This is a genomic window from Lysobacter sp. 1R34A, from assembly GCF_051217035.1.
Taxonomy (GTDB): domain Bacteria; phylum Pseudomonadota; class Gammaproteobacteria; order Xanthomonadales; family Xanthomonadaceae; genus Lysobacter.
The window spans coordinates 1-12,635 of record NZ_JBPKJP010000038.1 but is presented as its reverse complement, the minus strand read 5'-3'; the positions used below and the strand labels follow the sequence as shown (position 1 = coordinate 12,635).

Annotated in this window: 14 protein-coding genes and 1 pseudogene; 13 read left to right on the top strand and 2 right to left on the bottom strand. The window is 69.2% G+C overall.

The window, feature by feature from the left end; all coding sequences use genetic code 11:
* The first annotated feature begins 3 nt into the window (after window positions 1–3).
* On the top strand, window positions 4–1,980 hold the full coding sequence (gene asnB / locus ACSAMQ_RS10925; RefSeq protein WP_435395668.1) for an asparagine synthase (glutamine-hydrolyzing): 1,977 nt from the start codon (window positions 4–6) through the stop codon (window positions 1,978–1,980).
* A gap of 134 nt (window positions 1,981–2,114) precedes the next feature.
* Here the strand turns inward: asnB and ygfZ are convergent, their stop codons facing one another.
* Entirely contained in the window at window positions 2,115–2,990 is an 876-nt protein-coding gene (ygfZ, locus tag ACSAMQ_RS10920) for a CAF17-like 4Fe-4S cluster assembly/insertion protein YgfZ (RefSeq protein WP_435395667.1), read from the bottom strand.
* Window positions 2,991–3,020: 30 nt separating this feature from the next.
* On the opposite strand from ygfZ, the gene ACSAMQ_RS10915 reads away from it, so the two are divergent.
* From ACSAMQ_RS10915 to ACSAMQ_RS10895, 5 genes are all read left to right on the top strand, one after another.
* The gene (locus ACSAMQ_RS10915; RefSeq protein ID WP_435395666.1) at window positions 3,021–3,209 is read left to right on the top strand and encodes a DUF1674 domain-containing protein; all 189 of its coding nucleotides are present in this window, start codon (window positions 3,021–3,023) and stop codon (window positions 3,207–3,209) included.
* 97 nt (window positions 3,210–3,306) lie between these two features.
* Entirely contained in the window at window positions 3,307–3,702 is a 396-nt protein-coding gene (sdhC, locus tag ACSAMQ_RS10910; protein ID WP_435395665.1) for a succinate dehydrogenase, cytochrome b556 subunit, read from the top strand.
* Window positions 3,699–4,094, top strand: a complete 396-nt coding sequence (gene sdhD / locus ACSAMQ_RS10905; protein ID WP_435395664.1) for a succinate dehydrogenase, hydrophobic membrane anchor protein — start codon at window positions 3,699–3,701, stop codon at window positions 4,092–4,094. Before sdhC ends, sdhD begins: the two co-directional genes overlap by 4 nt.
* A 42-nt stretch (window positions 4,095–4,136) precedes the next feature.
* Entirely contained in the window at window positions 4,137–5,891 is a 1,755-nt protein-coding gene (gene sdhA / locus ACSAMQ_RS10900; protein WP_435395687.1) for a succinate dehydrogenase flavoprotein subunit, read from the top strand.
* Window positions 5,892–5,972: 81 nt separating this feature from the next.
* The gene (locus tag ACSAMQ_RS10895; RefSeq protein ID WP_031371457.1) at window positions 5,973–6,755 is read left to right on the top strand and encodes a succinate dehydrogenase iron-sulfur subunit; all 783 of its coding nucleotides are present in this window, start codon (window positions 5,973–5,975) and stop codon (window positions 6,753–6,755) included.
* A gap of 26 nt (window positions 6,756–6,781) precedes the next feature.
* Here the strand turns inward: ACSAMQ_RS10895 and ACSAMQ_RS10890 are convergent, their stop codons facing one another.
* Entirely contained in the window at window positions 6,782–6,928 is a 147-nt protein-coding gene (locus tag ACSAMQ_RS10890; RefSeq protein ID WP_435395663.1) for a hypothetical protein, read from the bottom strand.
* Between the two features lie 71 nt (window positions 6,929–6,999).
* Between ACSAMQ_RS10890 and ACSAMQ_RS10885 the strand changes: the two are divergent.
* The 7 genes and pseudogenes from ACSAMQ_RS10885 to ACSAMQ_RS10855 form a co-directional block, all read left to right on the top strand.
* Window positions 7,000–7,278: pseudogene (locus tag ACSAMQ_RS10885) on the top strand (MAPEG family protein); the annotation flags it as partial.
* Window positions 7,275–7,958 carry a hypothetical protein gene (locus ACSAMQ_RS10880; protein ID WP_435395662.1) on the top strand — a complete coding sequence of 228 codons (684 nt, stop codon included), beginning with the start codon at window positions 7,275–7,277 and terminating at the stop codon, window positions 7,956–7,958. The pseudogene ACSAMQ_RS10885 and the gene ACSAMQ_RS10880, both read left to right, overlap by 4 nt.
* Before the next feature lie 23 nt (window positions 7,959–7,981).
* The gene (locus ACSAMQ_RS10875; protein WP_435395661.1) at window positions 7,982–8,257 is read left to right on the top strand and encodes a succinate dehydrogenase assembly factor 2; all 276 of its coding nucleotides are present in this window, start codon (window positions 7,982–7,984) and stop codon (window positions 8,255–8,257) included.
* Window positions 8,208–8,654 (top strand): hypothetical protein, encoded by a 447-nt coding sequence (locus tag ACSAMQ_RS10870; protein ID WP_435395660.1) that lies wholly within the window; start codon window positions 8,208–8,210, stop codon window positions 8,652–8,654. The genes ACSAMQ_RS10875 and ACSAMQ_RS10870 overlap by 50 nt, the downstream gene beginning before the upstream one ends.
* Before the next feature lie 172 nt (window positions 8,655–8,826).
* On the top strand, window positions 8,827–10,071 hold the full coding sequence (locus tag ACSAMQ_RS10865) for a lipoprotein-releasing ABC transporter permease subunit (protein WP_435395659.1): 1,245 nt from the start codon (window positions 8,827–8,829) through the stop codon (window positions 10,069–10,071).
* Entirely contained in the window at window positions 10,064–10,828 is a 765-nt protein-coding gene (lolD, locus tag ACSAMQ_RS10860) for a lipoprotein-releasing ABC transporter ATP-binding protein LolD (protein ID WP_435395658.1), read from the top strand. Before ACSAMQ_RS10865 ends, lolD begins: the two co-directional genes overlap by 8 nt.
* 2 nt (window positions 10,829–10,830) lie before the next feature.
* Window positions 10,831–12,534, top strand: a complete 1,704-nt coding sequence (locus ACSAMQ_RS10855; RefSeq protein WP_435395657.1) for a ComEC/Rec2 family competence protein — start codon at window positions 10,831–10,833, stop codon at window positions 12,532–12,534.
* Window positions 12,535–12,635 lie beyond the last annotated feature (101 nt).

Below are 12,635 nucleotides of genomic sequence, written 5' to 3'. Positions count from 1 at the left end.
GCCATGTGCGGACTGGCCGGCCTGCTGTGTCCGCGCACCGATATCGGTCACGAGCATCTGCTCGAACTGGCCGGCGCGATGGGCGCGGCCTTGCGTCACCGCGGTCCCGACGACGACGGCGTCTGGGCCGATGCCGCGCACGGCATCGCCCTGGCTCATCGCCGGTTGAGCATCCTGGATCTGTCGCCGCTGGGCCATCAGCCGATGGCTTCGGCCGACGGCCGTTACGTGGTCGCCTACAACGGCGAGGTCTACAACTTCGCCGCCCTGCGCGAGGAATTGCTCGAGCGCGGCCATGCCTTCCGCGGGCACTCCGACACCGAGGTGTTGTTGGCCGCGGTGGTGGAGTGGGGCGTCGAACACGCCGTGGCGCGCTGCAACGGCATGTTCGCGATCGCCCTGTGGGATCGCCGCGAACAGGCGCTGTGGCTGGCCCGCGACCGGGCCGGCAAGAAGCCGCTGTACTACGGCTGGGCCGGCGACAGCCTGGTATTCGGTTCCGAACTCAAGGCCCTGTGGCGACACCCGCAATTCGACAACGGCGTCGACCGCAACGCGCTGGCGCTGTTGCTGCGCTACGACTACGTACCGGCGCCGTACGCGATCCACACCGACACCTTCAAGCTGATGCCGGGCACCTTGCTGCGTTTCGACGCGGCCGCGGTCGCGCGCGGCCCCGCCGCGCACGATCCCAACCGCGACCAGCACCGGTACTGGCATGCGCGCGAGCGCATGGCCGCGGCCATCCGCCATCCGTTCGACGGCGACATCGACGCCGCCGAGGAACGGCTCGACGAGTTGCTGCGCGACGCGGTCGGCCTGCGCATGGTCGCCGACGTGCCGGTCGGCGTGTTCCTGTCCGGCGGCACCGACTCGTCGGTGGTGACCTCGCTGATGCAGGCGCTGAGCGCGAAGCCCGTGCAGAGCTTCACCATCGGCTTTCAGGGCTCGCATCACGACGAGGCGCCGCTCGCGCTCGAAGTCGCGCGTCACCTGGGCACCGCGCATACCGAGCTCTATGTCAGCGGCGCCGACGCGCTGGCGGCGGTGCCGCGGCTGCCGGCGATGTTCGACGAACCCTTCGCCGACGCCTCGCAGGTGCCGACCGCGCTGGTCTGCGCGCTGGCGCGCAGCCAGGTCACCGTGGCGCTGTCGGGCGACGGCGGCGACGAGTTGTTCTTCGGCTACACGCGCTACGAGCGCGCCTTGCGCAACCTGCGCCTGCAGCGGCGCGTGCCGGCGCCGTTGCGGCGCTGGCTGGCCAAGTCCGCGAGCGGCCATGGCGAGGCCTCGCGCGCCGGCGGTTTCGCCGCGTTCGCCGTCGAGATGGGCGCGCAGGGCATCGGCGATGTCTACCGCAACCGCATCGTGCGCTGGCGTTTCCCGCAGGCCGCGGTGCCCGGGTCGAAGCTGCCCGCGACGATGTACGACCTCGCCGAGCCGCTGGGCGGCCTGGGCACGCCCGCCGACGCGATGATGCTGGCCGACTACAGCGTGTATCTGCCCGACGACCTGCTGTGCAAGGTCGACCGCGCCAGCATGGCGGTCGGCCTGGAAGCGCGCGCGCCGTTGCTCGACACCCACGTCGCCGAATTCGCCTGGTCCTTGCCGCTGCAGTTCAAGCGCGGCGACGGCGGCAGCAAGTACCTGCTCAAGCGCGTGCTCAAGCGCTACCTGCCCGACGCCATGGTCGACCGCGGCAAGCGCGGCTTCGGCGCGCCGGTGACCCAGTGGTTGCGCGGCGACCTGCGCGAATGGGCGGCGGCCCTGCTCGACCCGCAGCGCCTGCGCGCGGAAGGCTACCTGGACGCCGACCTGGTCGGCGGCCTGTGGCGGCAGTTCCAGGCCGGCGAACGCCGCTGGCATACGCACCTGTGGAACGTGCTGATGTTCCAGGCCTGGCAGGCGCACTGGAAAGCCGAGCGCAACGAAGTCGGGCGCTCGGTGTGGATGTCGACCACCGGCGAAGGCGGGTTGTAGCGCGAACGCAACCCAGGCCCATGGGGTAGGGGCGGCGCAAGCCGCGGCCGCGAACCTATGTGATGCCGGCGCCGCCGCCTGCAACCCCGCGGTCGCGGCCCCGCGCCGCTCCTACTGTCGGTAGCGCAACTTCTTCAGCGCGCGAAACCGCCCAGCAGCGGCACTTCCTCGACCGCCTGGCCGCCGATGCTCAGCGCCTGGTCCGGGCGTTCCAGCGGCAGCACCGCCAGGGCCAGATGGGTTCCGCCGTCGCTCGCCGCGGCGACTACGCTGCCGAGCGCCGCGCTTTCGCCGCGCACTTCCGCGCCGGGCTCGACCGGGACGGCCGCGGCGAACGCCGCCATGCCGCGCTTGGCCTTGCCGAGGAAATGGGTGCGGGCGACGATCTCCTGGCCCGGGTAACAGCCTTTCTTGACGCTGAAGGCGCGCAGGCGTTCCAGCGACAGCTGTTGCGGGGTCCATTGCTCGGCCTGCGAAGCGGGCAGCCGCGGCAGGCCGTGGCGCAGATCGGCCAGCGCCCACTGGGCGGCCGCGGCCGGGTTCTCGGGCGCCGCGCCTGCGGTCGCGACGATGCGCAGGCTGCGCGCGCCGCCGTCGCCGCTGAGATCCAGCTCGAGGCCGTGGTCGTCGTCGCCGCCCAGCACCGCGCCGCGCGCCTGCGCCGGCGCGGCCCAGCGGCCTTCGGCGCGTAGGTCCTCGCGCACGGCGATGACCACCTTGCTGCGGAATACGAAGCGTTTCAGCGCCTCGGCGATCGCCGCTGCGTCGGCGTCCGGGACCAGCAGCCAGACCCGCTGCTCGGACAGCCGGAGCAGGGCGAATAGCGCAATCAGGCGCCCTTTGGGCGTCAGCCAGCCGCTCCAGTGCCAATGACGGTCGGCGAGCGTCTTCACGTCATTCATGAACTGAGACTGCGCAAAGGCTGCTGCGTCGCGGCCTTCGAGGGTGATCAGGCGTTGGCCGGGCAGGGCAAACGCCTGTCCGTGCAAGGGGTGCGGGTTGTCAGGCATGGGGGCCGGGAATTAATATTTAACGCTGTGATGATAGGCGAAACCACCCCGGAAGCACCTTCGGACCTCCAGTCCGAGACCCCGGCGACTCCCGTACCGGATACGGGAGGCGATTCGTCTTCCGCCAAGGACGCTCGCAAAGAGCACGGTGGTCGCGAGGGTCCCGAACCGACCCGTTACGGCGACTGGGAAAAGAACGGCCGCTGCATCGATTTCTGATCCGACGTCCGACCGCTACCCTCACGCCTCCACCCCACGCAGCGCTCACACGCTCCCCCGCCACGCGGCGCCGCCGCCCAGCTGAGATTGCCATCGCATGGCGAACCGCGAACGACCCCTGTCACCGCATCTGCAGGTTTACCGCTGGCAGATACAGATGGTGACCTCGATCCTGCACCGGGCCACCGGTATCATCCTTGCCGTCGGCGGTCTGCTGATCGCCTGGGCGCTGGTGTCGCTCGCGGCCGGCCCCGAAGCCTGGGCCCGGTTCACCGCCTGCGCCCGCTCGCCGCTCGGCTTTCTGGTCCTGTTCGGCTGGACCTGGGCCTTCGCCTACCACCTGATCAACGGCATCCGCCATCTGGTCCAGGACGCGGGCTACGCCTATAAGGTCGACACCTTCGTGCGCAACGGCTGGATCAGCGTGATCGGCAGCCTGGTGCTGACGGCGCTGATCTGGATCGTCGCCATGATGTCGCGAGGTGCCGCATGAGCGCGAACGACAAGCGTCTGCGCAACCCGCTCAAGACCGCGCGCGGCCTGGGCTCGGCGAAGGACGGCACCCATCACTTCGTGGTCCAGCGCGTCACCGCGATCGCCCTGATCGCCCTGACCCTGTACCTGCTCGGCCTGATCGTGTCGTGGATCGGCGGCGACTACGCCGCGGTGCGCGCCTCGGTCGCGCATCCGTGCAACGCGGTGCTGCTGAGCGCGTTCGTGGTGGCGATGTTCTGGCACGCCAAGCTCGGCCTGCAGATCATCATCGAGGACTACGTCCACACCCCGGGGCTGGCGATCGCTTCCCAGCTCACGGTGGTTTTCGTTTGCGTACTCGCGGCTCTCGCCAGCGTGCTCGCCATCATCCGCATCGCGTTGGGAGCCTGAGTCGTGGCCTCTGCCTACAAGATTCAAGAACACAAGTTCGACATGGTCGTGGTCGGCGCCGGCGGCGCCGGTCTGCGCGCCACCTTCGGCCTGGCCCAGAAGGGCTTGAAGACCGCCTGCATCACCAAGGTGTTCCCGACCCGCTCGCACACCGTCGCCGCCCAGGGCGGCATCTCAGCCGCGCTCGGCAACATGGGCGAGGACGACTGGCGCTACCACTTCTTCGATACCGTCAAGGGTTCGGACTGGCTGGGCGACCAGGACGCGATCGAGTACATGTGCAAGGAGGCCATCCCGGCCATCATCGAGCTCGAGCACCAGGGGGTGCCTTTCTCGCGCACCGACGAAGGCAAGATCTATCAGCGCCCGTTCGGCGGCATGACCACCAAGTACGGCGAAGGCCCGCCGGCGCAGCGCACCTGCGCCGCCGCCGACCGCACCGGCCACGCCATCCTGCACACCCTGTACCAGCAGTCGCTGGCGCACGACGCGCAGTTCTTCATCGAATACTTCGCTCTCGACCTGATCATGGACGAGACCGGCGCCTGCCGCGGCGTGCTCGCGCTCGACATGGCCGAAGGCACCCTGCACCTGTTCCGGGCCCAGGGCACGGTGCTGGCGACCGGCGGCTACGGCCGCGCCTATTTCTCGGCGACCTCGGCCCACACCTGCACCGGCGACGGCGGCGGCATGGCGCTGCGCGCCGGCCTCGGACTGCAGGATATGGAATTCGTCCAGTTCCACCCGACCGGCATCTACGGCGCCGGCTGCCTGATCACCGAGGGCGTGCGAGGCGAGGGCGGCATCCTGCGCAACGCGAATGGCGAGCGCTTCATGGAGCGCTATGCGCCGAGCGTCAAGGACCTGGCGCCGCGCGACATGGTCAGCCGTTCGATGACCATCGAGATCCGCGAAGGCCGCGGCGTCGGCGAGCACAAGGACCACATCCTGCTCGACCTGACCCACCTCGGCCCCGAAGTGATCCACGAAAAACTTCCCGGCATCGCCGAGTCGGCGCGCATCTTCGCCAACGTCGATGTGGAGAAGGAGCCGATCCCGGTCATCCCGACCGTGCACTACAACATGGGCGGCATTCCGACCAACTACCACGGCGAAGTCGTGCAGTTGAAGAACGGCAACCCCGATGCGGTCGTGCCGGGCCTGTACGCGATCGGCGAAGCGGCCTGCGTGTCGGTGCACGGCGCCAATCGCCTGGGCTCGAACTCGCTGCTCGACCTCGTCGTGTTCGGCCGCGCGGTGGCCAACCGTTGCGCCGAAACCGTCACCCCCGGCGGCGCCCACGCCCGCCTGGCCGGCGATGCCTGCGACGAAGCGCTGGCGCGCCTGGACAAGCTGCGCAACGCCACCGGCAGCACGCCGACCGCGGTCATCCGCGACAAGATGCAGCGCACCATGCAGGCCGATGCGGCGGTGTTCCGCACCGGCGAGACCCTGGCCGACGGCGTGCGCAAGATGCGCGAGATCCACGCCTCGTTCGCGGACGTCAAGGTCAGCGACCGATCGCTGATCTGGAACTCGGACCTGATCGAGACCTACGAGCTGTCGAACCTGCTCGGCCAGGCGCTGGCCACCATCGTCTCGGCCGAGAACCGCACCGAGTCGCGCGGCGCCCACGCCCGCGAGGACTTCGCCACGCGCAACGACGAGCAGTGGCAGAAGCACACGCTGTGCTGGGTCGACGAGAAGGGTACGACCAGCATCGATTACCGTCCGGTGCACAACTACACCTTGACCGACGACGTCGCCTACGTCCCGCCCAAGGAACGCAAGTACTGATCGGCGCTACGGCGCGCAGTTCCGCTGCGCGCCATTCACGCAACCCACCGCAGTACTGCCGCAAGCCGAGAGATCGCCAGCATGGCCGAATTCGCTCTACCCAAGAACTCCCAGATCCAGAAGGGCCGTCACTGGCCGACGCAGGGCGCCAAGCAGCCGCGTACCTTCAAGGTCTACCGCTGGAACCCCGACGACGGCCTCAACCCGCGCGTGGACACTTATGAAGTGGACCTCGCGACCTGCGGCCCGATGGTTCTCGACGCGCTGATCAAGATCAAGAACGAGATCGACCCGACCCTGACCTTCCGCCGGTCCTGCCGCGAAGGCATCTGCGGGTCGTGCGCGATGAACATTGACGGCACCAACACCCTGGCCTGCACCCGCGCGATCACCGATTGCGACAAACCCGAGGTGCCGATTTATCCGTTGCCGCACATGTCGGTGGTCAAGGACCTGGTGCCGGACCTGACCCACTTCTACGCCCAGTACGCCTCGATCCGCCCGTGGCTGCGCACCCAGAGCGCGACCCCGTCGGACCGCGAGCGCCTGCAGTCGCCGGAAGATCGCAAGAAGCTCGACGGCCTGTACGAGTGCATCCTGTGCGCGTGCTGCTCGACCAGCTGCCCGAGCTACTGGTGGAACGGCGACCGTTACCTCGGCCCGGCGATCCTGCTGCAGGCCTACCGCTGGATCATCGATTCGCGCGACGAGGACACCGGTGCGCGCCTGGACGATCTGGAAGATCCGTTCAAGCTGTACCGCTGCCACACCATCATGAACTGCGCCCGCACCTGCCCGAAAGGCCTGAACCCGGCGCAGGCGATCGGCGAGATCAAGAAGCTGATGCTGGCGCGTCGCGTCTAAGCCCGGACGCAATGCCCGGTTCCAACTCACGACGGCGCCTCGGGCGCCGTCGTGCCGTCCAGCCAGTCGCAGGCGGCGTATCCGCGCCGCGCCGGAGGAGCGATGTACTCGAAGGCGATGTTGCTGCCGGTGCTGGCGATGGTCGCGCTGACCTGCGCGGTGTGGCTGCGCATGTACGTGGTGCGGATCGGCCAGATGCGCCGCGACCGCATCCACCCGCAAGCGGTGGCGACCTCGGCGCAGGCCGCCGCGGCTCACCGACAGCGCGGCGGCCGACAATTTCCGCAACCTGTTCGAGCTGCCGGTGCTGTTTTATCTGGCCGCGGTCGTGGCCGTGCTCGCCGGACTGGCCGACGGCGTCGCCCTGGCCCTGGCCTGGACGTTCGTGGTCTTGCGCATCGCCCACAGCGCGATCCATTGCGGCTACAACCGGGTCATGCACCGTTTCTTCGTCTATGCCGCCGGCGCGCTCGCGCTGTGGGCGTTGTGGCTCCATCTCGCAATCGGAATGCTGAACTCATGAACGATTTATCCCGCGTCATCGCTGCGCGTTTCGTCCGCACCACGCTGGCCGTGCTGACCGCCGCCGCATTCTGCGCCGCACCGGCTTTCGCCGACACCGCCAAGGCCGCCGGCGCGACGCAGGGCGGCGCCCGCGTCGCCGATGCGCGCCAGTTGCTGGAGACGATGGGGTACGCCGAAATCCTCAAGCAGGGCCTGAGCATGGTGTTCGGCCAGGCCCCGTCCAGCGGCGAAGCGCCGGGCGAGGCCGACGATGCGCTGATGAAGCGTTTGTTCGACAGCTTGCCGGCCGGGCCCTTCCTCGAAGGCGCCTCCAGGCGTCTGGCGCAGAGCGCGAGCCAGGCCGAGGTCGACGAAGGCTTGGCCTACTTCCGCGGCCCGGCCGGCCGGACCGAGCTGGCGTGCGTGCGAGACACCCTCGGCACGCCGACTACGCTCGATTGCATCCGCGAGCGCGGCGGCGAAGCGCATCTGCAGGCGCATCGAGCGTTCGCCGAAACCTCGATCGAGGACAAGCTCGGCGGCGTCATGGGCGGCGACAGCGGCGATGCCGATTTCGCCGCGTCGGTCAAGCTCGCGCTCGAACAGGACCCGGCCCTGGCGAAGGAGCTGGACGCACATTGCCAGCGCGACCGGTCCGGCGTGTGCGAAATCGTGAAACCGGCCCGGGCCGTGCCCTGAGTTCGATGCGAGGAAGCGACGGGATGAGCGAAACCGGCGAAAGCCGCGAGGAACGCGACCAGGTCGAACTGCGCCGGCTGCGCTGGCGCTGCCGGCGCGGCATGCGCGAGCTGGACCAGTTGTTCGGGCGCTATCTCGACCGCGCCTGGAAGCAGGCTTCCGACGCCGAGCGCGGGGTTTTCCTACGGTTGCTGGAAACCGAGGACGATAAGCTCTGGCACTGGTTCATGGGCCACGAAGCCGCCAGCGATGCCGAACTCGACCGTCTCGTCCAATCGATCCGCGCCTTGCCGCCTTGAGTGGCGGCCGTCGCGCCTGCTCGCGGCGGCGCTGATCCTGCTGGGGCTGGCCGCGGCGTTGTCGCTGTGGCTCAGCGAGTGCCCACGCGCCGTGGCCGGGCCGCTGGCCGTGGCGGCCCTGGCCTGGGGCGTGTATTCGGCGTGGCGCGAGCTGCGCCGGCCGCCGCAGCGCCTGATCGTCGCCGGCGAGCGCGCCAGCCTCGACGAATGGCCGATCACCGGGCTGCGCCTGCAGTGGCGCGGCTGGCTGGCCCGGCTCGATTTCACCGGCCCGGACGGGCGGGAGCGGCGCCTGCTGTGGTGGCCGGACCGGCTGGACGCCCGCGGCCGCCGTGAACTGCGGCTGGCCGTCGCGGTCTCAGTCCCTGCGCGCGATGTGCGTTCGATGGCACCATGAGGCGGATTCGAGATTCTCGGGACTCGGGACTCGGGACTCGGGACTCGGGACTCGAGGCGGGAATCGGCAGTCACCAGACCATAGAGCACCGTTTGTCCATTCGCAGCCGGCATCACAGAGACAGAGCCCCACGATGAAAGCAACTTCCAACTCCATGGTCCCGGCTGCATAGATGTTCAAACCTATCTCCGTCGCCATCGGCTTGCGCTATCTGCGCGCCAAACGCCGTAATGGCTTCATCTCCTTCATTTCCCTGGCCTCGATCGCGGGCATCGCCCTCGGCGTGACCGCGCTGATCACCACCCTGGCGGTGATGAGCGGGTTCCAGCGCGAGATCCGCGACCGCATGCTGCAGATGGCCGCCCACGCCACCGTCAGCGCCTACGGCGAACCGCTCACGGAATGGCGGCTGGCGATCGACAAGGCCACCGCCGACCCGCGCGTGGCCGGCGCCGCACCCTACATCGAAAAGGAAGCGCTGCTGTCGTCGACGCGGCAACAGCCGGCGATCATCCGCGGCGTCGACCCGGCCGAGGAAGGCAAGGTCTCGGTGCTCGCCGACAAGATGGTCGAAGGCAAGCTGGACTCGCTGACCCCGGGCAGTTTCAACATCGTCCTCGGCAAGGAACTGGCGCTGTGGATGGGCGCCCAGGTCGGCGACAGCGTGGTGGTGATGACCGCCGACGGCCGCAGCACGCCGATGGGGGCGATGCCGCAGCTCAAGCGCTTCACCGTCAGCGGCATCTTCGAGGCCGGCTACAACGAGTACGACAAGGGCCTGGCGGTGGTCAACATGCGCGACATCCAGCGCGTGCTGCGCATGGGCGACGGCGTCACCGGCGTGCGCCTGAGGCTGCACGACATGGACAAGGCCTGGGACGTCGCCCGCGATCTCGCGGTGGCGCTCGGCGGCCCCTACCGTGTCAGCGACTGGAGCAACGACAACGCCAACATGTTCCGCGCCCTGAAGATGGAGAAGGCGGTGATGGCGATCCTGCTGTCGCTGATCATCGCGATGGGCGCGTTCAACCTGGTGTCCTCGCAAGTCATGCTGGTCACCGACAAGCAGGCCGACATCGCGATCCAGCGCACCCTAGGCCTGACCCCGATGAGCGTGATGCGGATCTTCATGGTCCAGGGCACCCTGATCGGGATCATCGGCACGGTGCTCGGCGTGGTCGGCGGCATCGTCCTGACCCTCAACCTCGAACATATCCTCAAGGCCATCGAGACCGTGCTCGGCGTGCAGCTGTTGCCGGAAGACGTCTATTACATCACCGGCTTGCCGACCGACCTGCAGACCAGCGATGTGACCATCATCGCCTGCGTGGCGCTGGCGATGGCCTTCCTGGCCACGATCTATCCCGCCTGGCGCGCCGCGCGCACGGCGCCGGCGGAGGCGCTGCGCTATGAATAACCCTCAAGACGCCGGCCTCGGCCATACCGTCGCCGGGCAAACCGCCACCGCCGACGACATCGTGCTGCGCTGCGACGGCCTGGCGATGACTTACTCGGAAGGCAAGCTGCACACGCCGGTGTTCCAGGGCCTGGAGCTGGCGGTGCGCAAGGGCGAGACGGTCGCCATTCTCGGCGCGTCCGGCGCCGGCAAGAGCACCTTGCTGCATCTGCTCGGCGGCCTCGACACGCCGACCGCGGGCGAGGTGTATGTCGCCGGCGAGCGGATGAGCTCCCTGTCGGACCGCGCGCGCGGCCTGCTGCGCAATCAGGCACTGGGCTTCGTCTACCAATTCCATCATCTGCTGCCCGAGTTCACCGCGCTGGAAAACGTGATGCTGCCGGTGCTGCTCGATGGCCGCAGCCGTTCGGCCACCACCAAACAAGCCTCCGAGCGGGCGAGGGCGCTGCTGGAATCGGTCGGCCTGGGCCATCGTCTCGATCACAAGCCCGGCGAGCTGTCCGGCGGCGAGCGCCAACGCGCCGCGGTCGCGCGCGCCCTGGTCAATCGCCCGGCCTGTGTGCTCGGCGACGAGCCGACCGGCAACCTCGACGAAAAAACCGCCGCGGTGGTGTTCGAGCTGATGCTCGCGCTCAATCGCGACCAGGGCACCAGCCTGGTGCTGGTGACCCACGACCGCCGCCTCGCGCGGCGCCTGGACCGCGTGCTGGAATTGCACGAAGGCAAACTGCGGCAACTGGACGCCGCCGAGGTGTAGACATGCACGACGCGGCAAGGACGCCGCCCTTCGGAAAACTCGTCGCCTGCGCATTGCTGACCGGCATCGGTGCCGGACTGGCCTTGCCACAGGCGTGCCCGTGGGGAATTTCATTACCGATCCTGATCGCCGCCGGCATCGCCTGGTGGCGGCGGCCGCGCTGGCGCTGGCTCGCCGCGACGGCGCTGGGCTTCGCGCTCGCCAGCCTGCATGCGGTTCATGCGCTGAGCCTGCAACTGCCGCCGGACTGGGAAAAACGCGAGGTCGCGCTCAGCGGGCGGATCGTCGACTTGCCGCAGCATGAACCGCGCCGCAGCCGTTTCCTGTTCCGGGTCGACGACGATGCGGCCCAGCCCGGACCCTTGCGCGGCCGCTTGTTGCGGCTGGCCTGGTACGACGACGAACTCGAACCGCGCCGGGTGCTGCGGGCCGGCCAGCGCTGGCGTTTCCAGGCGCGGGTGCGGGCGCCGCGCGGGCTGCGCAATCCGGGCGGTCCGGACGCCGAGAAATACGCCTTGATGCAGCGTCTGGCCGCGAGCGGTTATCTGCGCGCGCCGGAGCGCGCGCGGCGGCTGGGCGAGGCGAGCGGGCTCGATGCCTGGCGCGAATCGCTGTCGGACCGCATCGCCGTCGCGGTGCGATCCCCGGCCTCGCGTTTCGTGCGCGCGCTCGCGCTCGGCGATACCCGCGGCCTGGACGAACGCGACTGGAGCGTGCTGCGCGCCAACGGCCTGACCCACCTGATCGCGATCTCGGGCTTCCACGTCGGCTTGGTCGCGGGTTTTTTCGCCTTGTTTGCGGGCCGGCTTTGGCGAGTGTTTCCCGCGCTGGGGCGGCGCTGTCCGGGGGTGGTCTCGGCGGCGCTCGCGGCGATGCTCGGCGGGCTGGCCTATGCGGCGGCGGTCGGTTTCGCCCTGCCGACCGTGCGCACCTGGCTGATGATCGCCCTGGTCGCGGCGCTGCGGATGTCGCGGCGGCCGTTCCATGCCTTCGATGCCCTGGCGATGGCGGCGGTCGCGATGGCCGTGTCCGATCCGCTGGCCGTGCTCGGCGCCGGGTTCTGGCTGAGTTTTCTCGGCGTGGCCTGGTTGCTGTGGTGCCTGCCCGATTCGATGGCGGCGACCGGCTGGCGCGACCGGTTGCGCGGGTTCCTGGGCGCCCAGGGCGTGGCGAGCCTGGGTTTGCTGCCGGTGTGCGCGCTGCTGTTCGGTCAGGCCTCCCTGGCCGGGCCGTTCGCCAACCTGGTCGCGGTGCCGTGGTGGAGCCTGGTGGTGGTGCCCCTGGCCTTGCTCGGTACCGGGCTGGAAGCGATCCACGCCGGCGCCGGCGAATTCGCCTGGCGCTGGGCCGCGGCTGGTTTCGACCTCAGTTGGCCCCTGTTCGAGTCGCTGGCCGACAGCGGCCTGGCGCTGTGGTGGTTGCCGGAACCGGCCTGGTTCGCCTTGCCATTGGCGATGCTCGGCGCGTTCTGGTTGCTGCTGCCGCGCGGCGTACCGGGCAAGGCGCTGGCCCTGCTGCTGTGGCTGCCTTTGCTGTGGCCGGACCGCCGCCTGCCCGCGCCGGGCGAGGCCGAGCTGATCGTGGTCGACGTGGGGCAGGGGCTGTCGGTGCTGGTGCGCACCGCACACCACAGCCTGTTGTACGACGCCGGGCCTGCGGTGCGCGACGGCTTCGACGCCGGCGAGCGCGCGGTGGTGCCGGCCTGAACGAAACCGAGCAGCTATCGGTAGAACTTCTACGCCGTCTAGCAAAATCACCAGAAAAACTCGACGCCCTTCGGAATTCTGTAGGGGCTGATGCCAGACGC